This window comes from Streptomyces sp. NPDC026301, from assembly GCF_055567935.1.
On record NZ_JBVHPN010000011.1, the window covers coordinates 277,714 to 302,958 of the forward strand.

24 protein-coding genes are annotated in these 25,245 nt (G+C 71.3%); 16 read left to right on the top strand and 8 right to left on the bottom strand.

The genetic code is table 11. The features are described from left to right. Positions 1–30: 30 nt before the first annotated feature. Together ACZ4MH_RS21425 and ACZ4MH_RS21430 are read right to left on the bottom strand one after the other, a co-directional pair. Entirely contained in the window at positions 31–1,044 is a 1,014-nt protein-coding gene (locus ACZ4MH_RS21425; protein ID WP_351587577.1) for a carbohydrate kinase family protein, read from the bottom strand. Positions 1,045–1,372: 328 nt separating this feature from the next. Beyond that, complete coding sequence (locus ACZ4MH_RS21430; protein ID WP_351587580.1) at positions 1,373–2,377, bottom strand: LacI family DNA-binding transcriptional regulator; 1,005 nt, start codon at positions 2,375–2,377, stop codon at positions 1,373–1,375. A 228-nt stretch (positions 2,378–2,605) separates the two neighbouring features. Between ACZ4MH_RS21430 and ACZ4MH_RS21435 the strand changes: the two genes are divergently transcribed. From ACZ4MH_RS21435 to ACZ4MH_RS21445, 3 genes are read left to right on the top strand one after another with little or no spacing between them, the layout of a single operon-like run. Continuing rightward, the gene (locus ACZ4MH_RS21435; RefSeq protein ID WP_351587583.1) at positions 2,606–3,610 is read left to right on the top strand and encodes a zinc-dependent alcohol dehydrogenase family protein; all 1,005 of its coding nucleotides are present in this window, start codon (positions 2,606–2,608) and stop codon (positions 3,608–3,610) included. A 5-nt stretch (positions 3,611–3,615) separates the two neighbouring features. Next, positions 3,616–5,073: a sugar porter family MFS transporter gene (locus ACZ4MH_RS21440; RefSeq protein ID WP_351587586.1), complete on the top strand. Its 1,458-nt coding sequence runs from the start codon at positions 3,616–3,618 to the stop codon at positions 5,071–5,073. 17 nt (positions 5,074–5,090) lie between these two features. Further along, complete coding sequence (locus ACZ4MH_RS21445) at positions 5,091–5,507, top strand: Rieske (2Fe-2S) protein (RefSeq protein WP_351587589.1); 417 nt, start codon at positions 5,091–5,093, stop codon at positions 5,505–5,507. A 49-nt stretch (positions 5,508–5,556) separates the two neighbouring features. Here the strand turns inward: ACZ4MH_RS21445 and ACZ4MH_RS21450 are convergent, their stop codons facing one another. Next, positions 5,557–6,495: a hypothetical protein gene (locus tag ACZ4MH_RS21450; RefSeq protein WP_351587592.1), complete on the bottom strand. Its 939-nt coding sequence runs from the start codon at positions 6,493–6,495 to the stop codon at positions 5,557–5,559. A gap of 238 nt (positions 6,496–6,733) precedes the next feature. Here ACZ4MH_RS21450 and ACZ4MH_RS21455 point away from each other — a divergent pair, with 238 nt between their 5' ends. From ACZ4MH_RS21455 to ACZ4MH_RS21515, 13 genes are all read left to right on the top strand, one after another. Further along, entirely contained in the window at positions 6,734–7,351 is a 618-nt protein-coding gene (locus ACZ4MH_RS21455) for a papain-like cysteine protease family protein (RefSeq protein ID WP_351587595.1), read from the top strand. A gap of 4 nt (positions 7,352–7,355) precedes the next feature. Then, positions 7,356–8,195 carry a hypothetical protein gene (locus tag ACZ4MH_RS21460; RefSeq protein ID WP_351587598.1) on the top strand — a complete coding sequence of 280 codons (840 nt, stop codon included), beginning with the start codon at positions 7,356–7,358 and terminating at the stop codon, positions 8,193–8,195. 120 nt (positions 8,196–8,315) lie between these two features. Beyond that, positions 8,316–10,385, top strand: a complete 2,070-nt coding sequence (gene uvrC, locus ACZ4MH_RS21465; RefSeq protein WP_351587601.1) for an excinuclease ABC subunit UvrC — start codon at positions 8,316–8,318, stop codon at positions 10,383–10,385. After that, positions 10,382–11,332 carry an RNase adapter RapZ gene (gene rapZ / locus ACZ4MH_RS21470; RefSeq protein ID WP_467754633.1) on the top strand — a complete coding sequence of 317 codons (951 nt, stop codon included), beginning with the start codon at positions 10,382–10,384 and terminating at the stop codon, positions 11,330–11,332. Before uvrC ends, rapZ begins: the two co-directional genes overlap by 4 nt. Continuing rightward, a complete protein-coding gene (locus ACZ4MH_RS21475; protein WP_351587604.1) occupies positions 11,329–12,387 on the top strand; it encodes a gluconeogenesis factor YvcK family protein in 1,059 nt (352 codons plus the stop codon). The genes rapZ and ACZ4MH_RS21475 overlap by 4 nt, the downstream gene beginning before the upstream one ends. After that, complete coding sequence (gene whiA, locus ACZ4MH_RS21480; protein WP_030264446.1) at positions 12,378–13,367, top strand: DNA-binding protein WhiA; 990 nt, start codon at positions 12,378–12,380, stop codon at positions 13,365–13,367. Before ACZ4MH_RS21475 ends, whiA begins: the two co-directional genes overlap by 10 nt. A gap of 247 nt (positions 13,368–13,614) precedes the next feature. Next, positions 13,615–14,619 (top strand): type I glyceraldehyde-3-phosphate dehydrogenase, encoded by a 1,005-nt coding sequence (gene gap, locus ACZ4MH_RS21485; protein WP_351587607.1) that lies wholly within the window; start codon positions 13,615–13,617, stop codon positions 14,617–14,619. A 136-nt stretch (positions 14,620–14,755) separates the two neighbouring features. After that, positions 14,756–15,958, top strand: a complete 1,203-nt coding sequence (locus ACZ4MH_RS21490) for a phosphoglycerate kinase (protein WP_351587610.1) — start codon at positions 14,756–14,758, stop codon at positions 15,956–15,958. A 6-nt stretch (positions 15,959–15,964) separates the two neighbouring features. Next, positions 15,965–16,741 (top strand): triose-phosphate isomerase, encoded by a 777-nt coding sequence (gene tpiA, locus ACZ4MH_RS21495; RefSeq protein ID WP_351587612.1) that lies wholly within the window; start codon positions 15,965–15,967, stop codon positions 16,739–16,741. 172 nt (positions 16,742–16,913) lie between these two features. Further along, complete coding sequence (gene secG, locus ACZ4MH_RS21500; protein WP_037801115.1) at positions 16,914–17,144, top strand: preprotein translocase subunit SecG; 231 nt, start codon at positions 16,914–16,916, stop codon at positions 17,142–17,144. A gap of 166 nt (positions 17,145–17,310) precedes the next feature. Next, a complete protein-coding gene (locus tag ACZ4MH_RS21505) occupies positions 17,311–17,646 on the top strand; it encodes an RNA polymerase-binding protein RbpA (RefSeq protein ID WP_078600932.1) in 336 nt (111 codons plus the stop codon). A 290-nt stretch (positions 17,647–17,936) separates the two neighbouring features. After that, positions 17,937–19,589 (top strand): glucose-6-phosphate isomerase, encoded by a 1,653-nt coding sequence (gene pgi / locus ACZ4MH_RS21510; RefSeq protein WP_351587776.1) that lies wholly within the window; start codon positions 17,937–17,939, stop codon positions 19,587–19,589. A gap of 5 nt (positions 19,590–19,594) precedes the next feature. Then, positions 19,595–19,852 (top strand): hypothetical protein, encoded by a 258-nt coding sequence (locus ACZ4MH_RS21515; protein ID WP_351587617.1) that lies wholly within the window; start codon positions 19,595–19,597, stop codon positions 19,850–19,852. Positions 19,853–19,949: 97 nt separating this feature from the next. On the opposite strand, the gene pgl is transcribed toward ACZ4MH_RS21515, so the two are convergent. The 5 genes from pgl to ACZ4MH_RS21540 all read right to left on the bottom strand — a co-directional run. Then, a complete protein-coding gene (gene pgl / locus ACZ4MH_RS21520) occupies positions 19,950–20,732 on the bottom strand; it encodes a 6-phosphogluconolactonase (protein ID WP_351587620.1) in 783 nt (260 codons plus the stop codon). After that, positions 20,729–21,799, bottom strand: a complete 1,071-nt coding sequence (gene opcA, locus ACZ4MH_RS21525; protein ID WP_351587623.1) for a glucose-6-phosphate dehydrogenase assembly protein OpcA — start codon at positions 21,797–21,799, stop codon at positions 20,729–20,731. The genes pgl and opcA overlap by 4 nt, the downstream gene beginning before the upstream one ends. Further along, positions 21,796–23,319 carry a glucose-6-phosphate dehydrogenase gene (gene zwf / locus ACZ4MH_RS21530; protein WP_351587626.1) on the bottom strand — a complete coding sequence of 508 codons (1,524 nt, stop codon included), beginning with the start codon at positions 23,317–23,319 and terminating at the stop codon, positions 21,796–21,798. Before zwf ends, opcA begins: the two co-directional genes overlap by 4 nt. A 5-nt stretch (positions 23,320–23,324) precedes the next feature. Then, positions 23,325–24,443, bottom strand: a complete 1,119-nt coding sequence (gene tal, locus ACZ4MH_RS21535; RefSeq protein ID WP_351587629.1) for a transaldolase — start codon at positions 24,441–24,443, stop codon at positions 23,325–23,327. Between the two features lie 34 nt (positions 24,444–24,477). After that, positions 24,478–25,245: transketolase-like TK C-terminal-containing protein (locus ACZ4MH_RS21540; RefSeq protein ID WP_467754634.1), on the bottom strand; the 768-nt coding region annotated here is incomplete at its 5' end.

Here is a 25,245-nt window from a genome sequence, read left to right on the forward strand (position 1 = left end):
TCAGCCGGTCCGCCGCCCCCGGAGGAAACCTCAGGCCAGGTCCGAGGCGTACGGCGGTTCCGCGCCCGCGCGGGAGCAGGTGAGGGCCGCGGCGCGGGCGGCGAAGCCGAGGATGTCCCGCCAGGCGTCCGCGTCCAGCCGGGCCACCGCGGCGGGGGAGAGCGCGTGGTGCGCGTCCAGGCGGTGCAGCAGCGCGGCGTTGACCGTGTCGCCTGCGCCGATCGTGTCCACGACCTCGACGCGTACGCCCGGTACGGACACCTCGCCGGCCGGGGTCGCGGCGGTCAGGCCGTCGCCGCCCCGGGTGAGCACCACCGCCGCCGGGCCCGCGGCCAGCCACTCCTTCACCGCCCCGGCCACCGCGTCGGCGGCGGCCGCCGCCGGCAGGCCGTCCGCGCCGGCCAGCCACCGCGCGTCCTCCTCCGAGAGCTTCAGCAGGGCGATGTGCGGCAGCCAGGAGCGGAAGCGGGCGCGGTAGGCGTCCGGGTCGGGGATCAGGCCGGCGCGGATGTTCGGGTCCAGGGCGGTGAACACGCCGCGCGCCGCCTCGCGCCGCATCAGCGCTTCGTACGCGCTCGCGCCCGGTTCCAGTACCAGCGAGCAGGTGCCCAGGGAGAGGGCGCGCACGTCGTCGGGGAGGGCGGGCGGCAGGGTGAAGAGGCGGTCGGCGGTGCCCTCGACGTAGAAGCCGTAGCCGGCCGAGCCGTCCGGGCTGATGTCGGCGAGCGCCAGTGTCGTGGGCTCGGCGCCGCGCTGGACCAGCGAGATGTCCACGCCGGCCGCCCGCAGGCCGTCCAGCAGCGAACCGCCGAAGGCGTCCGTCGAGACCCGTGAGCAGAAGGCGGCGGGCGAGCCGAGCCGGCCCAGCGCGACCGCGGTGTTGTACGGGCCCCCGCCCCGTTGCGGCGACAGCGCGGGCAGTGCGGGCAACGCGGGCAGCGCGGCGCCGTCCGCGGGCGCGCGCCCGCCGTCCGCTGTGTTCGCGGGGGCGGGGGCGTTCGCGGGGACGAGGTCGATGAGGGCTTCGCCGGCGACGACGATCACGAGGGGGTCCTTTCCGGGGCCGGTCCGGGGCAGTACGGGTGTGTCATGCGGCGCCACCGCACGACGGGCGGAGCGCACGACGGGCGAGGCGCATGACAGGCGGGGCGGACGACGGGCGGGGCGGGTCGGGCGACAGGGCGGGCCGCACACGGCCGGTCGACGAGCACGCCGGCGGGCCCGGCCGCGGCCCGCAGCCGATACGCGGCGCAGTCGCCACGTGGCCCGCAGCCGACTCGCGGCGTGCAACCGACCCGCGGCCCGCAGTCGCCACGTGCCCCCCACCCGTCACCCGGTCGCACCCCACAGCCACGGCCCGACGCATGGAGCATCAGGACCCACCCCCGCACCCGCACGACGTCCGATGGACGAACGTGCACGGAAGGCGGATGGTGCGCGGTGGCCGGGTCGGGTTCTCCAGGCGGTCCAGGAGGAGTTGGACCGCTGCCGCGCCGATCTCCCGGCTGGGCTGGGAGATCGCGGTGAGGCGGGGGGAGAAGAGGTCCGCCCAGGAGAAGTCGTCGAAGCAGGCGAGCGCGATGTCGCGCGGTACCCGCAGGCCCATCTCGCCCAGGGCCTTCAGGGCGCCGATGGTCATGGCGTTGTTGGCGGTGATCACGGCGGTGGGCGGTTCGGGCGCGGCGAGCAGGTGGCGGGTGGCGTCCTCGGCGCCCTCCGCCTCGGAGTTGCCGCCCGCCAGCAGCTCCGGCGCGAACGGCAGCCCGCGGGACCGCAGTCCTTCGCGGTAGCCGGCGACGCGCTCGGTGGTCGTGCTCAGCCCCGGCAGGCCCGCGATCAGGCCGATCCGGGTGTGCCCGAGGTCGGCCAGGTGCTCGACCAGCTGCCGTATCGGCGCGGTGCTCTCGGCGCAGACCTGGTCGTGCGTGTCGCCGACGAGGCGGTCGAGGTAGACGGTGGGGACCGCGCGCTTGGTGACGTACTCGACGAGGGCCGCGGGTTCGGCGGACGGCGCGACGATCATGCCGTCCACGCGGCGCTCGTGCAGCAGCTGGACGACCTTGCGCTCGTGCACCGGGTCGTCGTGCGGATCGGCGATCAGCAGGCTGTACCCGGCCTCCAGCGCGCCCGCCTCGACGCCCTGCAGGATCTCGGTGAAGTACGGATTGCTGATCGCGGAGACCGCGAGGCCGATGGAGCGGGTGCGCGAGGTCACCAGGGAGCGGGCGAGCGTGTTGTGCGTGTAACCCAGCTCGTCGATCGCGTCCAGGACGGACTTGCGGGTGTCGGGGCGCACGGGGCGGGTCTCGTTCAGGACGTGCGAGACCGTCGCCACGGAAACCCCCGCGCGACGTGCGACATCCACCATCGTCGCCATCCGGTGCCGTCCTCCCCGACGTGGCCGACGTCTCCGACGGCGTGCGTGATTGTGGGGAAACCGTAACGCATGAGAAGCATCGCGTAAACGCTTGCGTAAGCGTTTACGCCGGGGCTAGCCTCCCCGGGACCGAGCCGCTGCGGGACGCAGGACCGGCGATGCGGCACCGAGCCGCAGCACCCCCAACAGACCAGCAACAGACCAGCACAACGAAGTGGAGGCGCGAGTATGCGCGCTGTCGTGGTCACCGAGCCGGGCCGAGCCGCCCCGGCCGACGTGCCGGACCCCAGGCCCGAACCCGGCGAGGTCGTCGTCCGCGTCTCCTCGTGCGGCCTGTGCGGGACGGACATGCACATCCTCGGCGGCGAGCTGCCGCCCGTGACGTACCCGGTGATCCCCGGGCACGAGCTGACCGGCGAGGTGATCGCGGTGGGCGAGGGCGTCGCCGTCCCGGCCGTCGGCGACCGGGTCGCCGTGGACCCCAACATGCCCTGCGGCGCCTGTCATTACTGCCGGATCGGCCGCGGCAACCTCTGCGAGGACTACCGCGCGATCGGCGTCACGCAGGCCGGCGGCTTCGCCGAGCGGGTCGCCGTGCCGGCCCGCTGCGCCTACGTGATCCCCGACTCGTTCTCCGAGGCCGCGGCCGGGCTGATCGAGCCGCTGTCCTGCGCGGTGCACGGCCTGAACCGGCTGCCGCGCCGCCCCGGCGAGCACTACCTGATCTACGGCGCGGGCACGATGGGCCTGATGATGGCCGCGCTCGTACGGACGGCAGGCGCCGCCTCCGTATCGGTGGTGGACCTGAACGAGGAGCGGCTGGCGTTCGCCGAGTCGTTCGGCCTGGACGCGGCCGTGACCAGCGCGGACAAGCTCGCGCGGGGCAAGGGGCCGGGCTTCGAGGTGGTCGTGGACGCGACCGGCGCCGTGCCCGCCATCGAGGACGGGCTGGGGCGCGTCCGCAAGGGCGGCACGTTCCTGCAGTTCGGCGTGACGGACCCGTCCCGTAAGGCCGCGTTCTCGCCGTACCTCGTCTACAACAGCGAGATCGACATCATCGGGTCGATGGCCGTGCACAACAGCTTCCAGCCCGCCATCGACGTGCTGGCCTCCGGGCTCGACCTGGACCCGCTGGTCAGCGACGTCTTCGGCCTGGAGGACTTCGACGAAGCCGTGGCCCGCTTCAAGGCCGGCACGGGCCGCAAGATCCATCTCGCGCCGGCCAAGGGGTGACGGGCATGGCACCTCGTACCGCAGCCCCTCGTACGGCTGCGCCCCGTACCGCGGCACCTCGCCTCAAGAACGCGCTGATCTGGGTCTTCGGCGCCCTCGGCGGCATCCTGTGGGGCTACGACACCGGCGTGATCTCCGGCGCGCTGCTCTACATCAAGCGGGACCTCCCCATGAGCCCGCTGCTGGAGGGCATGGTCGTCTCCGGGCTGCTGGTCGGCGCGATGCTCGGCGCCGGCCTGTCCGGGCGGCTCTCGGACTCCTGGGGCCGCCGCCGGCTGATCCTCGCCGCCTCCGGGGTCTTCATCCTCGGCACGCTCGGCGCGTCGTTCGCGACGCACGTCTGGGTGCTGATCGTCTTCCGCTTCGTCCTCGGCATCGGCGTCGGCATCGCGTCCGTCGTCGTCCCGCTGTACCTGACCGAGCTGGCGCCCAAGCACGTGCGCGGCGGGCTGGCCTCGCTGATGCAGCTGCTGGTCACGGTCGGCATCTTCCTCGCGTACGTCACCGACTACGCCTTCCACGACTCCGGCGCCTGGCGCTGGATGATCGGGCTCGGCGTGGTCCCGGCCGCCGTCCTGGCGATCGGCATCGTCACGCAGCCGGAGAGCCCGCGCTGGCTGGTCGGCAAGGGGCGCGGCGACGAGGCGCGGCGGGTCCTCCTGCAGCTGCGCGGGGACGGTGAGTCGGCCCGCGCCGAGCTGGCGGAGATCGAGGAGACCGTACGGACCGAGCGCGCGCAGACCGAGAGCCTGACCTTCCGGCACCTGCTGTCGCCGAAGCTGCGGCCGGTCTTCGTGGTCGGGATGCTGCTGGTGTTCTTCCAGAACTTCGTCGGCATCAACACGATCATCTACTACGCGCCCCGGCTGCTGACCAACGTCGGCTTCGGGGACAGCGGCGCGATCATCGCCACCATGGGCGTCGGCGCGCTGAACATGCTGATGACGCTGCCCGCCATGCGGCTGATCGACCGCAAGGGGCGCAAGCCGCTGCTGCTGTGGGGCGCGCTGGGCATGTGCGTGGCGATGGTGGTGCTGGCCGTCACCAACCTCTCGGGGCTGGGATACGGCGCGCTGCTGTCCACCCTCACGCTCCTGGGGATCGCGCTGTACATCGCGTCGTTCGCCGTCTCCTGGGGCCCGGTGCAGTGGGTGATGCTGCCGGAGCTGTTCCCGATGCGGCTGCGGGCCGCGGCGGTCGGCCTGTGCGTGATCTTCAACTGGCTGTTCAACATGGCGGTCGCGCTGGTGTTCCCCTCGCTCCTGGACACCTTCGGGGCGGGCGCCAACTTCCTCTTCTTCGCGGTGATGACCTTCCTCGCCTTCGTGTTCGTACGGAAGCTGCTCCCGGAGACCAAGGGGCGCAGCCTGGAGGAGATCGAACAGGACCTGCTCCGGGGTACCGCGGGCCCGGTCGGGGCCGCGGATTCCGCCCCGGTATCGTCGGGCAGCGCCACCCCCTGAGAGCAGGAGTCATGACCATGAGCGAGCCCCTCCACCGCCGTACTGTGCTGCGAGGGGCCGCGCTCGCGGGCATCGCCTGCGTCGGCGCCGCCGCGTGCTCCGCGGGCGGCTCGAAGTCGGGCTCGGTCCCGAAGGCGCCCACCCAGGAGACCGAGCTGGGCGCGGCCGACGCGATACCGGTCGGCGGCGCCAGGCTCTACCCCGAGGAGAAGCTGGTCGTCTCGCAGCCGGCCAAGGGCGAGTTCAAGTGCTTCAGCTCGGTGTGCACGCACGCGGGCGCGATCCTGAACAAGCTCGACAAGGAAGTGGCGACCTGCCCGCTGCACGGCAGCCAGTTCGACGTGGCGACCGGCAAGCCCGTGCACGGCCCGGCGACCTCGCCACTGGAGGAGATCCCGGTCAAGGTCAAGGGCGGCAAGCTGATCGCGGGCTGACCCGCCCCTGGGCGCCCTGAAGGGGCGAGGCCCGCGCACCCCGAAGGGCTCACCCCCAGTCCCACTCGATCCCGAGCAGTCCGGGCCGTACCGACTGGTCCACCAGGTGGACGGCGCGGTGCTGCCCGCTCAGCGTCAGTTCCTGGCGGGCGGTGCGCGGCGCGGTCGTCGTCGCCTGCGCGAAGCGGCCGCAGCGCACCGGGAGCGCTGCCTCGTCGAAGCGCACCTGAAGGACGTACTGCCCGCCGGGGAAGGGGAAGCCGCGGAAGTACTCGGTGCTCTCGCCCGCGGTGCCGTCGCGGAACCCGTAGGAGAAGACGTACGTGTCGCCGGCCCGCAGCCGGGTGTCGAAGAGCAGTTCGGCGACCACGAGCGGCGCTTCGGGGACGTGCCGCACCCGGCCCAGCCGGCAGTTCTCCGTCGCCCGCACGGTCATCCGTGCCGGGTCGGCGCCCTCGTCGCCGCAGTGGATGGCGACATAGCGGTCCACGCCGTCCCGGTGCGCGCGCACCACCTGCTGCGACTCGCGGTCCAGCAGCTCGCGGCGGGCCCCTATGAGGACCCGCTCGGACTGCCCCACGGTGTGCAGCCCGCCGTCCGTGGGGGCGCCCAGGTCGGCGAGGAGCTTCCGTACGACGTCGGAGTCCTCGGTCAGGGTGCGGTACGACCGGCCCGTGGGGCGCTCGACGTCCGGGTACACCGGGGTCTGCGACTCCAGCAGCCTGATGAGCGCGCCGGCGGGCAGCTCCAGTACCTCTTCCAGCGCCGTCACCGCGCGCAGCGACTCGGGGCGCTGCGGGCGGCGGGCGCCCTGCTGCCAGTAACTGAGGCTGGTGACGCCGACCTTGATGCCGCGCTGCGCGAGCTTGTACTGCACGCGGTGCAGGGCGAGGCCGCGTTCGGCCAGCGCGGCGCGCAGCGCCAGGTGGAACGGGCCGGTGCGCAGCGCCTGTGCGAGCTCGGCCGATGCGGCGGTGTCCTGTGCCATTGCCAACCCTCCGGTGCGCGGGGTGAACGTTCACAACCGGAGTTCACACATCCCGCCGACCCTGTCCGTTCCTCGCAGATCGCCGGGCAGGGGACGTTCACATCGGGGCTCGTCCGTCCACACCGCCGCGTCACCTCGCATTGAAGCGTGTTGACCAGCCCCGGACAACACTTGATGCTCCTCAGCAGCATCCGGATGCGTTCCTCTCCCTCTTCCCACCCCCCTCGGGAGGACCGCCATGCACCGCCCGTCCCGCCGCACACGCTCGTCCCGTCCCCGCTCCACGCGCCGCAGATGGCTCCTGACCGCGGCCGTCGCCGCCGTCCTCACCGGCTTCCCCGCCGCGACGGCGACGGCCGCCCCCGACACCGCGCTCGCCAGTAACAGGCTGAACATCACCATGCAGGCCCAGCAGAACAGCAACTGGTGCTGGGCGGCCTCCGGAAACACCATCGCCACCTGGTTCGGCCGCAACTACAGCCAGAACCAGTTCTGCAACGCCGCCTTCGGGCGCCAGCAGGGCACCACCTGCCCCAACAGCCAGGCCACGCTCGGTGACGTGCAGAACGGCCTGGAATGGGCCGGCATCAGCTCCGGCAACTACGTCAGCGGCTACCTCAACTACAGCACCGTGCAGAGCGAGATCAACGCCAAGCGGCCCGTGGAGACCCGCATCCAGTGGTCCTCAGGGGGCGGCCACATGCACGTCCTGTACGGCTTCGACACCGCGAACAACTGGGTGTACTGGGGCGACCCCTGGCCGGACAACAACCGCTACAACTGGGGCGATTACCGCTACTACGTCGATGGCAGCGAGTTCTCCTGGACGCACTCCCTCTACCGGATCGGAGCCTGAGGCGATGACGCACCGGAACCCGACGCGCGCCGCCGTCACCGCGGCGCTGGCCACCGCTCTCGCCGGGCTCGCCCCGCAGGCGGCCCTGGCCGCGGACACCCCCGCACCGCCCAAGGCCCCGGCCGCGGCGAGCGTGGCCGCCGCCCACGACGCGGCGACCGCCCCTGGGACGCTGCACACGCTCGCCCGCTTCTTCGCCCGCGACGGCAAGGTGAGCGCCAAGGCCGCCGAGCCGCGCATCGAGGGCGCGACCGTGCCCGTCTACGTGCTCTCGCCGGACTTCGTCCGCGGCCGCTCCGGCGCCCCGGTCGCCCGGCTGGACTTCCTCGCCAGCAAGGCGGTCTCCGCCGACGGCCAGGAGGCGTCGGTGTGGACCGTGCGGCCGAAGGGCGCGGACAGCTGGCGGGTGGTGAACATCGCCACCGGGGCCGACGAGACGGAGTACGCGGCGAAGGCGAAGGGCGGCACGCTCTTCCACGAGCCGCAGATCGACGCCTGGTACGTCCAGCGCGGCGACCGCGTCCAGCCGCTGGACGCGGACGCGAAGCGGGCGGTCGGGGCGGCCGGGACCACGGTCGCCGCGTACCAGAAGCGCGTGCACGCGGCGTACGGGGACAAGCTGCCCGGCTCGGCGTACGACCGGCGCGGGGAGGCCGGCGGCTACGGGGAGGCCGCCGGCTCCGGTACCGCGGTGGCCGGCTCCGGTACCGCGGTGGCCGCCACCGGTGCGGCGGCGGCCACCACCGGAAGCAGCGGCCCGCTCGTCGCCGTGCTGACCGCCCTGGGCACACTGGTGGTGCTGGCGATCGGCGGGGCGCTCGTCTCCCGGAGGCTGCGCCGCTGACCGCGCTCCGTAGCCGGTCCGTGGGGCCTGCGTGAGCGGCGCCACGTTCCCCCGGACCGGCCCCGGCCGGCTTCCTCACCTGTGCCCGGGTTGTCAGTGGTCACCAGTAGGGTGGCGGACATGGCGGACCCCAGCAGCTATCGACCCAAGCCGGGACAGATCCCCGACTCGCCGGGGGTCTACAAATTCCGGGACGAGCACCGACGGGTGATCTACGTAGGCAAGGCCAAGAGCCTGCGCCAACGCCTGTCGAACTACTTCCAGGACCTGGCGAATCTCCACCCGCGGACGCGCACGATGGTCACCACCGCCGCGTCCGTGGAGTGGACCGTCGTCTCCACCGAGGTCGAGGCGCTCCAGCTGGAGTACACCTGGATCAAGGAGTTCGACCCGCGGTTCAACGTCAAGTACCGCGACGACAAGAGCTATCCGTACCTCGCCGTCACGCTCAACGAAGAGTTCCCGCGGGTCCAGGTGATGCGCGGCGCCAAGAAGAAGGGCGTGCGGTACTTCGGCCCGTACGGCCATGCCTGGGCGATCCGCGAGACCGTCGACCTGATGCTGCGGGTCTTCCCTGTGCGGACGTGCTCGGCGGGCGTCTTCAAGCGCTCGGCCCAGATCGGCCGCCCCTGCCTCCTCGGATACATCGGCAAGTGCTCGGCCCCCTGCGTCGAGCGGGTCTCGGCCGAGGAGCACCGCGAACTGGCCGAGGAGTTCTGCGACTTCATGGCAGGCCGCACGGGCGCGTACATCCGCCGCCTGGAGCGGCTGATGGCGGAGGCCGCCGAGGAGATGGAGTACGAGCGGGCCGCCCGGCTGCGCGACGACATAGAGGCGCTGAAGCGGGCCATGGAGAAGAGCGCCGTGGTGCTCGCCGACGCCACCGACGCCGACCTCATCGCGCTCGCCGAGGACGAGCTGGAGGCCGCCGTCCAGATCTTCCACGTCCGCGGCGGCCGGGTGCGCGGCCAGCGCGGCTGGGTCACCGACAAGGTCGAGAACGTCGACACCGCGGACCTCGTGGAGCACGCCCTGCAGCAGCTGTACGGCGAGGAGCGCGGCGACGCCGTCCCCAAGGAAGTCCTGGTGCCGGCGCTGCCCGACCCCGTCGAGCCGGTCCAGCAGTGGCTGACCGAGCGCCGCGGGTCGAACGTCTCGCTGCGCATCCCGCAGCGCGGCGACAAGAAGGACCTGATGGCCACGGTCCAGCGCAACGCCCAGCAGGCGCTGGCCCTGCACAAGACCAAGCGCGCCTCGGACCTGACCACCCGCTCCCGGGCGCTGGAGGAGATCGCCGAGGCGCTGGAGCTGGACTCGGTGCCGCTGCGCATCGAGTGCTTCGACATCTCGCACCTCCAGGGCGACGACGTGGTGGCGTCGATGGTCGTCTTCGAGGACGGGCTGGCGAGGAAGAGCGAGTACAGACGCTTCCAGATCAGGTCCTTCGAGGGCCAGGACGACGTCCGGTCCATGCACGAGGTGATCTCCCGCCGCTTCAAGCGGTATCTGCAGGAGAAGCAGAAGACCGGCGAGTGGGAGGAGGAGACCGGCGCGGACGCCGCCGATCTGGTCTCCGGGGCCGTGCCGGGCCCTGCGGACCTCTCCGGTGCCGCGCCGGGCCCGAAGGACGAGGAGGGCCGCCCCAAGCGCTTCGCGTACCCGCCGCAGCTGGTCGTCGTCGACGGCGGCCGGCCGCAGGTCGCCGCGGCGCAGCGGGCGCTGGAGGAGCTGGGCATCGACGACGTCGCGGTCTGCGGGCTGGCCAAGCGCCTGGAGGAGGTCTGGGTGCCCGGCGAGGAGGACCCGGTCGTACTGCCCCGGACGAGCGAGGGCCTGTACATCCTCCAGCGCGTCCGGGACGAGGCGCACCGCTTCGCCATCGCCTACCAGCGCAACAAGCGCGGCAAGCGGCTCACGGCAAGCCCCCTGGACACCGTGCCCGGCCTCGGCGAGAGTCGCCGCCAGGCCCTCCTGAAGCACTTCGGTTCCCTGAAGAAACTCAGAGGGGCCACCATCGAGGAGATCTGCGAGGTGCCGGGCGTCGGCCGCAAGACCGCCGAGACCGTCGCGGCGACCCTGGCCCAGGCCGTTCCGGCCGCCCCGGCGGTCAACACCGCCACCGGAGAGATCATTGAAGATGAGGGGGCACCGCAGGCCGCGTTGCCTTCAGAACAGGGACAGGAACGATGAGCGACAGCAGCCCCGAGCAGCAGACCGGAAGAGACGGCGCGCAGGTGAGTGCGGCGCCGGTGCGCGATGACCAGGACCGGAGTCCCGCGATCCCCGAGCTGGTGATCATCTCCGGGATGTCGGGCGCGGGACGGAGCACGGCCGCCAAGTGCCTGGAGGACCTCGGCTGGTTCGTGGTCGACAACATCCCGCCCGAGCTCATCCCGCCGATGGTCGACCTCGGCGCCCGTTCCCAGGGCAACGTCGCCCGGATCGCGGTGGTCGTCGACGTCCGCGGCCGCCGCTTCTTCGACAACCTCAAGGAGTCCCTGGCCGCGCTGGACGCCGCGCAGGTCAAGCGCCGCATCGTCTTCCTGGAGTCCTCCGACGAGGCGCTGGTCCGCCGCTTCGAGTCGGTCCGCCGCCCGCACCCGCTGCAGGGCGACGGCCGCATCGTCGACGGCATCGCCGCCGAGCGCGACCTGCTGCGCGAGCTGCGCGGCGACGCCGACCTGGTGATCGACACCTCCAGCCTGAACGTCCACGAGCTGCGCGCCAAGATGGACGCCCAGTTCGCCGGCGAGGAGGTCCCCGAGCTGCGCGCGACGGTGATGTCCTTCGGCTTCAAGTACGGCCTGCCGGTCGACGCCGACCTCGTCGTGGACTGCCGCTTCATCCCGAACCCGCACTGGGTCCCGGAGCTGCGGCCGTACACGGGTCTGAACGAAGAGGTCTCCAACTACGTCTTCAGCCAGCCCGGCGCCAAGGAGTTCCTGGACGGCTACGCCGAGCTGCTGCGCATCGTCGCCGAGGGGTACCGCCGCGAGGGCAAGCGGTACGTCACCATCGCGGTCGGCTGTACGGGCGGCAAGCACCGCAGCGTCGCCATGTCGGAGAAGCTGGCCCGCCGGCTGGTCTCCGAAGGGGTCGAGACGGTCGTCGTCCACCGGGACATGGGGCGCGAATGACTGCCCGTGCGCCCCGGATGCGCCGCGTACGCCGGCTCGTACGGGGCGGCACGCAGAAGGGCGCCACCCCGAAGGTCGTCGCACTCGGCGGCGGCATGGGCCTGTCCGCCTCGCTCGCCGCGCTGCGCCGCATCACGCGCGACCTGACCGCCGTGGTCACGGTCGCCGACGACGGCGGCTCCAGCGGCCGGCTCCGCGACGAGCTGGGCGTCCTGCCGCCCGGCGACCTGCGCAAGGCCCTCGCGGCGCTGTGCGGCGACGACGACTGGGGCCAGACCTGGTCCCGGGTGATCCAGCACCGCTTCCAGAGCGGCGGCGAGCTGCACGACCACGCGGTGGGCAATCTCCTGATCGTCGCCCTGTGGGAGCAGCTGGGCGACCACGTCCAGGCGCTGGACCTGGTCGGCAAGCTGCTGGGCGCGCAGGGCCGGGTGCTCCCGATGTCCGCCGTGCCGCTGGAGCTCCAGGCCCTGGTCAAGGGGCACCACGAGGGCCGTCCGGACGAGATCTCCACCGTCCGCGGCCAGGCCACGGTTGCGCTCACCCGCGGTGAGGTGCAGTCCGTGCACGTCGTCCCGGAGGACCCGCCCGCCGTCCCGGAGGCCGTCGAGGCGGTACGGGACGCGGACTGGGTGGTGCTCGGACCCGGGTCCTGGTTCTCCTCCGTGATCCCGCATCTCCTGGTGCCGCAGCTGCGCGAGGCGCTGGAGGAGACCAAGGCACGTAAGGTCCTCTCGTTGAACCTCGCACCCCAGCCGGGGGAGACGGACGGGTTTTCCCCGCAGCGTCATTTGGAGGTTTTGGCCCGACACGCCCCTAAACTCGCCTTCGACGTGGTGCTGGCCGATCAGGACGCCGTGCCCGACCGGGAGTGTCTGACCGGAGCGGCCAAGGAGCTGTTCGGCAGCGCGGTCGAGCTGGCGGCCGTGGCCGCGCAAGGCGGCCCTGACCAGGGGAAACCCGGTGGTGGTTCCGCCCGGCACGACCCGGAGCTGCTGGCCGCCGCGTACGACCGTATTTTTCGGATGCATGGAAGGATCGGCCCATGGCGATGACGGCAGCGGTGAAGGATGAAATTTCCCGGCTCCCCGTCACCCGGACCTGCTGCCGGAAGTCGGAGGTCTCGTCGATCCTGCGGTTCGCCGGCGGGTTGCACCTGGTCAGCGGGCGCATCGTGATCGAGGCGGAGCTGGACACGGGCATCGCGGCCCGGCGGCTCCGCAAGGACATCCTGGAGATCTTCGGGCACTCCTCGGACCTGGTGGTGATGGCACCCGGCGGACTGCGCCGCGGCAGCCGCTACGTCGTCCGGGTCGTGGCCGGCGGCGACCAGCTCGCGCGCCAGACCGGCCTCGTCGACGGCCGCGGCCGCCCCATCCGGGGCCTGCCCCCGCAGGTGGTCTCGGGGGCCACCTGCGACGCGGAGGCCGCCTGGCGCGGCGCTTTCCTGGCGCACGGCTCGCTCACCGAGCCCGGCCGCTCCTCCTCCCTGGAGGTGACCTGCCCGGGCCCCGAGGCGGCGCTCGCGCTGGTCGGCGCGGCCCGCCGGCTCGGCATCGCGGCCAAGGCCCGCGAGGTGCGCGGCGTGGACCGGGTGGTGGTCCGTGACGGTGACGCGATCGGCGCGCTGTTGACGCGCCTCGGCGCGCACGAGTCGGTGCTGGCGTGGGAGGAGCGCAGAATGCGCCGCGAGGTGCGGGCCACGGCCAACCGCCTCGCGAACTTCGACGACGCCAACCTCCGCCGCTCGGCGCGGGCCGCGGTCGCCGCGGGCGCCCGTGTGCAGCGCGCGCTGGAGATCCTCGGCGAGGAGGTGCCGGAGCACCTCGCGGCGGCCGGCCGGCTGCGCATGGAGCACAAGCAGGCGTCCCTGGAGGAGCTGGGCGCGCTCGCCGACCCGCCGCTCACCAAGGACGCGGTCGCGGGCCGGATCCGCCGGCTGCTCGCGATGGCCGACAAGCGCGCACAGGACCTCGGCATTCCGGGTACGGAATCCAACCTCGCCGACGACCTCGCGGAGGGCATGGTCGGCTGAACGGGATCGCTACTTGTCAGTACGCGCCCCCGGCACCCGCACTGGGTGCCGGGGGCGCGTGCGTACTGGCGAGGGGCTCGTGGCGCAAGGGCGTCAGAGGGGCTCAAGGGCGCTCACCTGAGCAGAAGGAGAGCCCCATGTCAATGTCACGTACGTCTCGTACAGGGGGTAGGGTCGGAGGCGGTCGGGGACATCCCATACAGCTCGGCGGTGCACAAACCGCCGTACCAACGAGGAGATCGGTTTCGTGACGATCCGCGTAGGCATCAACGGCTTTGGCCGCATCGGTCGTAACTACTTCCGCGCGCTGCTGGAGCAGGGTGCGGACATCGAGATCGTGGCTGTCAACGACCTGGGTGACACCGCGACCACCGCCCACCTGCTGAAGTACGACACCATCCTGGGCCGCCTCAAGGCCGAGGTGTCGCACACCGCCGACACCATCACGGTCGACGGCCACACCATCAAGGTGCTCTCCGAGCGCAACCCGGCGGACATCCCGTGGGGCGAGCTGGGCGTCGACATCGTGATCGAGTCGACCGGCATCTTCACCAAGCGCGAGGACGCCGCCAAGCACCTCGCCGGTGGCGCGAAGAAGGTCCTCATCTCGGCTCCGGCCAAGGACGAGGACATCACCATCGTGATGGGTGTCAACCAGGACAAGTACGAGGCCGACAAGCACGACGTCATCTCGAACGCCTCCTGCACCACCAACTGTGTGGCGCCGATGGCCAAGGTTCTCGACGAGAACTTCGGCATCGTCAAGGGCATGATGACCACGGTCCACGCGTACACCAACGACCAGCGCATCCTGGACTTCCCGCACAAGGACCTGCGCCGCGCCCGCGCCGCCGCGGAGAACATCATCCCGACCTCCACGGGTGCCGCCAAGGCCACCGCGCTGGTCCTCCCGCAGCTCAAGGGCAAGCTGGACGGCATCGCCATGCGCGTGCCCGTGCCCACCGGCTCGGTCACCGACCTCGTCCTGGAGCTCGACCGCGAGGTCACCGCCGACGAGATCAACGCCGCCTTCCAGAAGGCCGCCGAGGGCCAGCTCAAGGGCATCCTGGAGTACACCGAGGACCCGATCGTCTCCTCGGACATCGTGAACTTCCCGGCCTCCTGCACCTTCGACTCCGGCCTCACCATGGCCCAGGGCAAGCAGGTCAAGGTCGTCGGCTGGTACGACAACGAGTGGGGCTACTCCAACCGCCTGGTCGACCTGACCGTCTTCGTCGGCGGCCAGCTCTGAATAATCTCTGCCTGACGCTGTACTAGGCACCGAGCCTGACGCAGTACTGGGCACCGAGATGTAGGACGGGGCTCGTAGGACGCGACGACGCGTCGTACGGGCCCCGTCCCATGACTGACGTTCGAACGGAGTCACCATGAAGACGATCGACGACCTTCAGGTAGCGGGGAAGCGGGTCTTCGTCCGCGCCGACCTGAACGTGCCGCTGGACGGCACCACCATCACCGACGACGGCCGTATCCGCGCCGTGCAGCCGACCATCGCCAAGCTCGCCGCCGCGGGCGCCCGCGTGGTCGTCGCCTCGCACCTGGGCCGCCCCAAGGGCGCCCCGGACCCGGCCTTCTCGCTCGCCCCCGCGGCGCGGCGGCTGGGTGAACTGCTCGGCCAGGACGTCGCGTTCGCCACCGACACGGTCGGCGAGTCCGCGCGGGCGACCGTGGCGGGCCTCGCCGACGGCCAGGTGGCCGTCCTGGAGAACCTCCGCTTCAACGCGGGCGAGACCAGCAAGGACGACGCCGAGCGCGGCGCGTTCGCGGACCAGCTGGCGCAGCTCGCCGACCTGTACGTCGGCGACGGCTTCGGCGCCGTGCACCGCAAGCACGCCTCGGTGTACGACCTGCCGGCCCGCCTGCCGCACGCCGCCGGCGACCTGATCGCCGCCGAGGTCACCGTCCTGAAGAAGCTCACCGAGGACGTCAAGCGCCCGTACGCGGTCGTGCTCGGCGGCGCCAAGGTCTCCGACAAGCTCGGCGTCATCGACCACCTTCTGGAGAAGGCCGACCGCATCCTCATCGGCGGCGGCATGGCGTACACCTTCCTCAAGGCCAAGGGCTACGAGGTCGGCAAGTCGCTGCTGCAGGAGGACCAGGTCCCGGTCGTGCTGGAGTACCTGTCGCGCGCCGAGGCGCGGGGCGTGGAGTTCGTCCTGCCCGTCGACGTCATGGTCTCGGCCGACTTCCCCGACCTGAAGACCAAGGCCCCGGCCAACCCCGGTACGGTCGCGGCGGACGCCATCCCGGCCGACCAGGAGGGCCTGGACATCGGCCCGAAGACCCGGGAGCTGTACGCCGCCAAGCTCAAGGACGCGGCCACCATCTTCTGGAACGGCCCGATGGGTGTCTTCGAGCACCCGGACTACGCGAACGGCACCAAGGCCGTCGCGCAGGGCCTGCTCGACTCGGAAGCCTTCACCGTCGTCGGCGGCGGCGACTCGGCCGCTGCCGTACGTCTGCTCGGTTTCGACGAGAATGCTTTCGGCCACATCTCGACCGGTGGCGGCGCCTCCCTCGAATACCTCGAGGGCAAGACGCTCCCCGGCCTCGCCGCTCTGGAGGACTGAACAAACGTGAGTAGCCGTACCCCGCTGATGGCGGGCAACTGGAAGATGAACCTCAACCACCTCGAGGCCATCGCCCACGTCCAGAAGCTCGCCTTCGCGCTCGCCGACAAGGACTACGAGGCCGTCGAGGTCGCGGTCCTGCCGCCCTTCACCGACATCCGCTCGGTGCAGACCCTGGTCGACGGCGACAAGCTGAAGATCAAGTACGGCGCCCAGGACATCTCGGCGCACGACTCCGGTGCCTTCACCGGTGAGGTCTCCGGCCCGATGCTCGCCAAGCTGAAGTGCGCGTACGTGGCCATCGGCCACAGCGAGCGCCGCCAGTACCACGGCGAGGACGAGGCGGTCTGCAACGCCAAGGTCAAGGCGGCCTTCAAGCACGGCATCACCCCGATCCTGTGTGTCGGCGAGGGCCTGGACGTCCGCAAGGCGGGCAACCAGGTCCAGCACACCCTCGCCCAGGTGGACGGCGCGCTGCAGGACGTCCCGGCCGAGCAGGCCGAGACGATCGTGATCGCGTACGAGCCGGTGTGGGCCATCGGCACCGGCGAGGTCGCCACCCCGGAGGACGCGCAGGAGGTCTGCGGTGCGATCCGCGGCCGTCTCGCGGAGCTGTACAGCCAGGACCTCGCCGACAAGGTGCGCATCCAGTACGGCGGCTCGGTCAAGTCCGGCAACGTCGCGGCGATCATGGCGCAGCCGGACGTCGACGGCGCGCTGATCGGCGGCGCGGCGCTGGACGCGGACGAGTTCGTCAAGATCGTTCGATTCCGCGACCAGTAGCCGACACGCTGCGCTCCGTACCGCCGTGAGCAGCAGCTATGACGACGGGCCCGGCCCGTCGTAGGCTGTCGGGGCCGGGCCCCGGTGTCACACGACGCCGCCCCGGCCCCACAGCGTCAGATCGGCTTGTTCTTCCGTCCGCCAGTCCTAGAGAGTTGGTCCACCAGTGGTCATGGGATTCTCGATCGCCCTCATCGTCTTCAGCGCGCTGCTGATGATGCTGGTGCTCATGCACAAGGGGAAGGGCGGCGGCCTGTCCGACATGTTCGGTGGCGGTATGCAGTCCTCGGTCGGCGGTTCCTCCGTCGCCGAGCGGAACCTCGACCGCATCACCATCGTCGTCGGCCTGCTCTGGTTCGCCTGCATCGTCGTCCTCGGCATCCTGATGAAGCTGGACAGCTAGAGAACTGACACTCTGTCGGGGACGCGGCTTATCATGAGTGCGGCGTCCTTCCGTGGCCGGGTAACTCCTGTCACTGGACGCGCGTTGGGCCTTACGTAGACTGGGGCGCCCGCAGCGGAGGCTCCCATCGAGGCTTCGCAGCACCATGACGCAGGGAGTTACGACCGTGGCAAGTGGCAACGCGATCCGAGGAAGTCGGGTCGGGGCGGGGCCGATGGGGGAGGCCGAGCGGGGCGAGTCCGCGCCGCGCATCCGCATCTCCTTCTGGTGCTCGAACGGGCACGAGACACAGCCCAGCTTCGCCGGCGACGCGCAGATTCCTGACACCTGGGACTGCCCGCGCTGTGGCTTCCCCGCAGGCAAGGACCGGGACAACCCGCCGGACCCGCCGCGCACCGAGCCGTACAAGACGCACCTGGCGTACGTACGGGAGCGGCGCACGGACGCGGACGGCGAGGCCATTCTCGCGGAGGCGCTCGCCAAGCTCCGCGGCGAGATCTGAGGACGCGGCCCCGGCGGCGCCGAACGCCCGCGTCCGGCGGAGGAGAAGAGTGTGCACCGGCCCGGCCGGAGGGTTTCGGCCTTCCTGCCGGGCCGGCCGCGTTCCGCCGTTCGAGTGGCCTCGCAGGTGAATGCGGTACGGACACACGGGCGTCAGCCGTTCGACGGCGGGCGGACATCTCTCCCCCACTCTCGGCTTCGCTCGAGTGGGAGGTGCCCCCATCGCCCTCTGATCAATTAGGTTGGAGGGTGGCGGGGCCGATACGAGACCAAAGAAGGCTGATGTCCGAGATGAACGCAGATGGCCGCAGCAGGCTCGACCAGACCTCCGAGTGGGCGGCTCTGGGGAAGCACCGCGAACAGCTCGCGAGCACGCATCTGCGAGAGCTGTTCGAGCAGGACCCGGACCGGGCGGAGCGGTACACGCTCCAGGTCGGCGACCTGCACCTGGACTACTCCAAGCACCTGGTGACCGACGAGACGCTGCGGCTGCTGCGCGAGCTGGCCGCCGCGACGAAGGTCACCGAGCTGCGGGACGCGATGTTCCGCGGCGAGAAGATCAATATCACCGAGAACCGCGCGGTGCTGCACACCGCGCTGCGCGCGCCCGGCTCGGCCGACATCGAGGTCGACGGCGAGAACGTCGTCCCGGCCGTGCAGCACGTCCTCACGAAGATGTCCACGTTCGCCGACCGGGTCCGCTCCGGCGACTGGAAGGGCCACACCGGCAAGCGCATCAAGACCGTCGTCAATGTCGGCATCGGCGGCTCGGACCTGGGCCCGGCGATGGCGTACGAGGCGCTGCGCGCCTACAGCGACCGCGACATGCAGTTCCGGTTCGTCTCCAACGTCGACGGCGCCGACCTGCACGAGGCCGTGCGCGACCTGGACCCGGCCGAGACGCTCTTCATCATCGCCTCGAAGACGTTCACCACCATCGAGACGATCACCAACGCGAAGTCGGCCCGCGACTGGCTGCTGACCGGCCTGGGCGCCGGTGAAGAGGCCGTGGCCAAGCACTTCGTGGCGCTGTCCACCAACGCCGAGAAGGTCGCCGAGTTCGGCATCGACACGACCAACATGTTCGAGTTCTGGGACTGGGTCGGCGGCCGCTATTCGTACGACTCGGCCATCGGCCTGTCGCTGATGATCGCGATCGGCCCGGAGCACTTCCGCGAGATGCTGGCCGGCTTCCACCTCGTCGACGAGCACTTCCGCTGCGCGCCGCCCGAGGAGAACGCGCCGCTGCTGCTCGGTCTGCTGGGCGTCTGGTACGGCAACTTCTGGGACGCGCAGTCGCACGCGGTCCTGCCGTACAGTCACTACCTCTCCAAGTTCACCGCGTACCTCCAGCAGCTGGACATGGAGTCCAACGGCAAGTACGTGGGCCGGGACGGCCAGGAGGTGTCCTGGCAGACCGGTCCGGTGGTCTGGGGCACGCCCGGCACCAACGGCCAGCACGCGTACTACCAGCTGCTGCACCAGGGCACGAAGATGATCCCGGCCGACTTCATCGGCTTCGCGCAGCCGGTGGACGACCTGCGCCCTGGCCTGGTGGCCCAGCACGACCTGCTGATGGCCAACCTCTTCGCGCAGGGCCAGGCGCTGGCCTTCGGCAAGACGCCGGAGCAGGTGCGCGCCGAGGGCGTGCCCGAGGAGCTGGTGACGCACAAGACCTTCAAGGGCAACCGCCCCTCCACGACCATCCTGGCCAAGGAGCTCAGCCCGTCCGTGCTGGGCCAGCTGATCGCCCTCTACGAGCACAAGGTGTTCGTCCAGGGCGCGATCTGGAACATCGACTCCTTCGACCAGTGGGGCGTGGAGCTCGGCAAGGTCCTCGCCAAGCGTGTGGAGCCCGCGCTGACCGAGGGCACCGAGGTCGAGGGCCTGGACGCCTCGACGAAGTCGCTGGTCGCCACCTACCGCCAGATGCGGGGGCGCTGATCCCGGTGCACGACGACGCGCTCACGAGCTTTCTGGACCTGCTGACCCCGGAGAACCGCGAGTGGCTGGTCGCCCAGCCCGCGGCGAAGCAGCAGGAGGTGACCGCCCGGCACCTGGAAGCGGTGCAGGGCGACAAGGAGGCCGGCCTCGGCCCGTACAACACCCTCGACGAGGACGTCGACGGCGTCGCGGTGGGCGACCTCCAGGACCCGGCGCGGATGGCCAACGCCATGGTGCGTCAGGAGAAGGAGCGGCAGGCGTGAGCGGCTGAGCGCCCGCGTCCGGCCCGGACACGACGACGGCCCGGCTCCTACGGTGATCACACCGTGGGAGCCGGGCCGTTCGTCGTGCGACGGACGCTCAGGCCGAGGCCGGCGGGTACAGCCCGCGCGGCAGCTGGGAGGCGGCCGCCTCGTCCAGCAGCCAGAGCGTACGGCTGCGGCCGTACGCGCCCGCCGCGGGCGCCTGTATCTCGCCCGCGCCGGAGAGGGCCATCGCGGCCGCGTTCGCCTTGTCCTCGCCCGCCGCGAGCAGCCAGACCTCCCGCGCCGCGCGGATGGCGGGCAGGGTCAGCGAGATCCGGGTGGGCGGCGGCTTGGGCGCGCCGTGCACGCCGACCACCGTCCGCTCGGTCTCCCGCACGGCCGGCAGCTCGGGGAAGAGCGAGGCGACGTGGGTGTCCGGGCCGACGCCCAGCAGGAGGACGTCGAAGGACGGCACGGGGCCGTGGTCCTCGGGTCCTGCCGCCGCGGCCAGGTCGGCGGCGTACGCCTCGGCCGCGGCGTCCGGGTCGTTGCCGTACCCGCCGTCGGACGGCGCCATCACGTGCACCCGTGCCGGGTCCAGCGGGACGCTGTCCAGCAGCGCCTCGCGGGCCTGGGTGTGGTTGCGCTCGGGGTCGCCCTCGGGCAGGAACCGCTCGTCGCCCCACCACAGGTCCAGCCGGGACCAGTCCACCGCGTCCCGCGCGGGGGACTCGGCGAGGGCGGCGAGCAGACCGTTGCCGTTGCGGCCGCCGGTCAGCACGACCGACGCGTAACCGCGCGCCGCCTGGGCGTCCACGATCTTCGTGATGAGCCGGGCCGCGGCGGCCTTGGCCATCAGCTCCTTGTCGCGGTGGACGACGACCTGCGGCGCGCTCACTTGGCGGCCGCCCTCTTCGCGGGCGCCTTCTTCGCCGCGGCCTTCCCCTTGGGGGCGTCCTCGGCGGACTGCGGCTCGGCCTCGGCCTCCTGCTCGGCGGCCTCGGCGGTCTTCGCCGAGACGCCGGGCTGGCCGTCCTTGTACGAACCCAGTCGCTGCACGCCGTACTTCAGCGCGGACGCGTAGGTGTCGTCCGGGTCGAGCCGGCGCAGCTCCTCGGCGAGCAGCTCGGCGGTCTCCCGCCGCTGCAGCGCCACCGCGCGGTCCGGCTGCCCGGTCATGGACAGCGTGGCCAGCGCGCCGTCGGCGCGGTCCAGCACGATCGGGCCGCTCTTGGTCTCCATGCGGACGGCCGTGAGGCCGGGGCCCGCGGAGAGCGTGCGCTGGACGGGAACGTGCAGCCGGTCGGCGAGCCACATGGCCAGCAGCTCGCAGCTGGGGTTGTACTCCTCGCCCTCGACCGTGACCGCGCTGACCTCGCTCGGCTGCTGGTCGAGCGCCGCGGCCAGCATCGAACGCCAGGGCGTGATGCGGGTCCAGGCCAGGTCGGTGTCGCCGGGGGTGTACTTCTCGGCGCGCGCGGCCAGCTCCTGCACCGGCTGCTCGGTGGCGTAGGTGTCGGTGACGCGGCGCTGGGCGAGCGACCCGAGCGGGTCGTTGGCCGGGTCGGTCGGGGCGCCGACGGGCCACCAGACGACCACGGGGGCGTCCGGCAGCAGCAGCGGCAGCACGACCGACTGGGCGTGGTTGATGGCCTCGCCGTACAGCCGCAGCACGACCGTCTCGCCGGTACCGGCGTCCGCGCCGACCCGGACCTCGGCGTCGAGGCGCGGCTTGGCGCGGTCCCGCGGCGAGCGGCTGACGCGCTTGATGACGACCAGGGTGCGCGAGGGGTGCTCGCGCGAGGCGTCGTTGGCGGCCTTGAGCGCGTCGTAGGCGTTCTCCTCGTCGGTGACGATGACGAGGGTGAGCACCATGCCGACGGCGGGCGTGCCGATGGCACGGCGGCCCTGTACCAGCGCCTTGTTGATCTTGCTGGCCGTGGTTTCGGTGAGATCGATCTTCATGGCCGACGCCAGCTCCGTCCGTCTCGTGCGAGCATTTCGTCCGCCTCGACGGGTCCCCAGGTACCCGCCGGGTACTGCGCGGGCTTGCCGTGCGTGTCCCAGTACTGCTCGATCGGGTCGAGGATCTTCCAGGACAGCTCGACCTCCTCCGTGCGCGGGAAGAGGTTGGCGTCGCCGAGGAGGACGTCCAGGATCAGGCGCTCGTACGCCTCGGGGCTGGACTCCGTGAAGGACTCGCCGTACGCGAAGTCCATCGACACGTCCCGCACCTCCATCGAGGTACCCGGGACCTTCGAGCCGAACCTGACCGTCACGCCCTCGTCCGGCTGCACCCGGATGACCAGGGCGTTCTGCCCCAGCTCCTCGGTGGCGGTGTGGTCGAAGGGGGAGTGCGGGGCGCGCTGGAAGACGACCGCGATCTCGGTGACGCGGCGGCCCAGACGCTTGCCGGTGCGCAGGTAGAAGGGCACGCCCGCCCAGCGGCGGTTGTCGATGCCGACCTTGATCGCGGCGTAGGTGTCGGTCTTCGACTTGGGGTCGATGCCGTCTTCCTGGAGGTAGCCGAGCGCCTGCTCGCCGCCCTGCCAGCCTTCCGCGTACTGCGCGCGCACCGTCTCCTTGCCCAGGTCCTTGGGCAGCCGGACGGCGCCGAGGACCTTGGCCTTCTCCGCGACCAGCGCGTCCGCGTCGAAGGAGGCGGGCTCCTCCATGGCGGTCAGCGCGAGCAGCTGGAGGAGGTGGTTCTGGATCACGTCACGCGCGGCGCCGATGCCGTCGTAGTACCCGGCACGGCCGCCGATGCCGATGTCCTCGGCCATCGTGATCTGCACGTGGTCCACGTAGGAGCGGTTCCACAGCGGCTCGAACATCGTGTTGGCGAAGCGCAGCGCCAGGATGTTCTGGACCGTCTCCTTGCCGAGGTAGTGGTCGATCCGGAAGACCTCTTCCGGCGGGAAGACCTCGTGCACGATGCGGTTGAGCTCGCGGGCGCTCTCCAGGTCGTGCCCGAAGGGCTTCTCGATGACCGCGCGGCGCCAGGAGTCCTCCTTCTGGTCCGCCAGCCCGTGGTGCTTGAGCTGCTGGACGACCTTGGGGAAGAACTTCGGCGGCACCGAGAGGTAGAACGCGAAGTTGCCGCCGGTGCCCTGGGCCTTGTCCAGGTCGTGGATCGTGGACTTGAGCGTCTCGAAGGCCTGGTCGTCGTCGAAGTTGCCCTGGACGAAGCGCATGCCCTGGCTGAGCTGCTGCCAGACCTCCTCGCGGAAGGGGGTGCGCGAGTGTTCCTTGACCGCGTCGTGCACGACCTGGGCGAAGTCCTCGTTCTCCCAGTCGCGGCGGGCGAAGCCGATGAGCGAGAAGCCCGGCGGGAGGAGGCCGCGGTTGGCGAGATCGTAAACGGCGGGCATCAGCTTTTTACGTGACAAATCGCCCGTGACGCCGAAGATGACGAGGCCCGACGGCCCCGCGATACGCGGGAGCCGTCGGTCCGCGGCGTCACGCAGCGGGTTGCTGCTTGACAAGAGTCTCAGCCCTCCGAAGGAGCGAGGCGCTTCAGCTCGGCCTCGGTCGACTTGAGCAGGTCGTTCCAGGCCGCCTCGAACTTGTCGACGCCCTCGTCCTCGAGGAGCTGGACGACCTCGTCGTACGAGACGCCCGCCTTCGCCACCGCGTCGAGGTCGGCCTTGGCCGTCTCGTACTTGCCGGCGATGGTGTTGCCGGTGACGTCACCGTGGTCGGCGACGGCCTCCAGGGTGGCCTCCGGCATGGTGTTGACCGTGCCCGGGGCGACCAGGTCGTCGACGTACAGGGTGTCCTTGAGGGACGGGTCCTTCACGCCGGTCGAGGCCCACAGCGGACGCTGCTTGTTGGCGCCGGCCTTGTCCAGGGCGGCCCAGCGCTCGCCGGCGAAGACCTCCTCGAAGGCCTGGTAGGCCAGGCGGGCGTTGGCGAGGGCCGACTTGCCCTTGAGGGCCTTGGCCTCGTCGGTGCCGACCGCGTCCAGGCGCTTGTCGATCTCGGTGTCCACGCGGGACACGAAGAAGGACGCCACGGAGTGGATCTTGCCCAGCTCCAGGCCCGCCGCCTTGGCCTTCTCCAGGCCGGCGATGTACGCGTCCATGACCTCGCGGTAGCGCTCCAGCGAGAAGATCAGCGTGACGTTGACGCTGATGCCCTTGCCGATGACCTCGGTGATCGCGGGCAGGCCCGCCTTGGTCGCCGGGATCTTGATGAGCGTGTTCGGGCGGTCCACCAGCCAGGCCAGCTGCTTGGCCTCGGCGACGGTCGCCTTGGTGTTGTGCGCCAGGCGCGGGTCGACCTCGATGGAGACCCGGCCGTCCTGGCCGCCGGTGGCGTCGAAGACCGGCCGCAGGATGTCGGCCGCGTCCCGCACGTCGGCGGTGGTGATCATGCGGATGGCTTCCTCGACGGTGACCTTCCGGGCCGCGAGGTCGGAGACCTGCTGCTCGTAGCCGTCACCCGAGGAGATCGCCTTCTGGAAGATCGACGGGTTGGTGGTGACACCCACCACGTGGCTCTGGTCGATCAGCTCGGCGAGGTTGCCGGACGTGATGCGCTTGCGCGACAGGTCGTCCAGCCAGATCGCAACGCCTTCGTCGGAAAGGCGCTTGAGTGCGTCTGTCATGGGAATTGCATCTCCTACTTGTCGTCTATGGACGTCAGCGCGCGGCGGCGTCGATCGATTCCCGCGCGGCGGCAGCCACGTTCTCCGGCGTGAAGCCGAACTCGCGGAAGAGGACCTTGCCGTCGGCGGAGGCGCCGAAGTGCTCCAGCGACACGATGCGGCCGGCGTCGCCCACGTACTTGTGCCAGGTCAGGCCGATGCCCGCCTCGACGGCCACGCGGGCCTTGACGGCCGGCGGCAGGACGCTGTCCTTGTACGCCTGGTCCTGCTCCTCGAACCACTCCACGCACGGCATCGAGACGACGCGCGTCGGGACGCCCGCGGCCTGCAGCTGCTCACGCGCCTCGACCGCGAGGTGCACCTCGGAGCCGGTGGCGATCAGCACGGCCTGCGGCTCGCCGCCCTCGGCGTCGAACAGGACGTACCCGCCCTTGGCGACGCCCTCGGCGTTGGGCTCGTAGGTCGGTACGCCCTGGCGGGTCAGCGCCAGGCCGTGCGGGGCGCCCTTGCCGAACTCCTTGGTCCAGCGCTTCTGGATCTGGGCCCAGACCAGGGCGGTCTCGTTGGCGTCCGCGGGGCGGACGACGTTGAGGCCGGGGATGGCGCGCAGGGAGGCGAGGTGTTCCACCGGCTGGTGGGTCGGGCCGTCCTCGCCGAGACCGATCGAGTCGTGCGTCCACACGTAGGTGACCGGCAGGTGCATCAGCGCCGAGAGGCGTACGGCGTTGCGCATGTAGTCGGAGAACACCAGGAAGGTGCCGCCGTAGATGCGGGTGTTGCCGTGCAGCGCGATGCCGTTCAT

Excerpts from the sequence above, each read along its gene's own strand:
- uvrC (WP_351587601.1), top strand. The coding sequence starts at position 8,316 with ATGGCGGACCCCAGCAGCTATCGACCCAAGCCGGGACAGATCCCCGAC.
- ACZ4MH_RS21450 (WP_351587592.1), bottom strand. The coding sequence starts at position 6,495 with ATGGCACAGGACACCGCCGCATCGGCCGAGCTCGCACAGGCGCTGCGC.
- ACZ4MH_RS21460 (WP_351587598.1), top strand. The coding sequence starts at position 7,356 with ATGACGCACCGGAACCCGACGCGCGCCGCCGTCACCGCGGCGCTGGCC.
- ACZ4MH_RS21435 (WP_351587583.1), top strand. The coding sequence starts at position 2,606 with ATGCGCGCTGTCGTGGTCACCGAGCCGGGCCGAGCCGCCCCGGCCGAC.
- ACZ4MH_RS21475 (WP_351587604.1), top strand. The coding sequence starts at position 11,329 with ATGACTGCCCGTGCGCCCCGGATGCGCCGCGTACGCCGGCTCGTACGG.
- ACZ4MH_RS21440 (WP_351587586.1), top strand. The coding sequence starts at position 3,616 with ATGGCACCTCGTACCGCAGCCCCTCGTACGGCTGCGCCCCGTACCGCG.
- tal (WP_351587629.1), bottom strand. The coding sequence starts at position 24,443 with ATGACAGACGCACTCAAGCGCCTTTCCGACGAAGGCGTTGCGATCTGG.
- opcA (WP_351587623.1), bottom strand. The coding sequence starts at position 21,799 with ATGAAGATCGATCTCACCGAAACCACGGCCAGCAAGATCAACAAGGCG.
- whiA (WP_030264446.1), top strand. The coding sequence starts at position 12,378 with ATGGCGATGACGGCAGCGGTGAAGGATGAAATTTCCCGGCTCCCCGTC.
- rapZ (WP_467754633.1), top strand. The coding sequence starts at position 10,382 with ATGAGCGACAGCAGCCCCGAGCAGCAGACCGGAAGAGACGGCGCGCAG.
- ACZ4MH_RS21455 (WP_351587595.1), top strand. The coding sequence starts at position 6,734 with ATGCACCGCCCGTCCCGCCGCACACGCTCGTCCCGTCCCCGCTCCACG.
- ACZ4MH_RS21490 (WP_351587610.1), top strand. The coding sequence starts at position 14,756 with ATGAAGACGATCGACGACCTTCAGGTAGCGGGGAAGCGGGTCTTCGTC.
- secG (WP_037801115.1), top strand. The coding sequence starts at position 16,914 with ATGGGATTCTCGATCGCCCTCATCGTCTTCAGCGCGCTGCTGATGATG.
- ACZ4MH_RS21445 (WP_351587589.1), top strand. The coding sequence starts at position 5,091 with ATGAGCGAGCCCCTCCACCGCCGTACTGTGCTGCGAGGGGCCGCGCTC.
- ACZ4MH_RS21430 (WP_351587580.1), bottom strand. The coding sequence starts at position 2,377 with ATGGCGACGATGGTGGATGTCGCACGTCGCGCGGGGGTTTCCGTGGCG.
- pgi (WP_351587776.1), top strand. The coding sequence starts at position 17,937 with ATGAACGCAGATGGCCGCAGCAGGCTCGACCAGACCTCCGAGTGGGCG.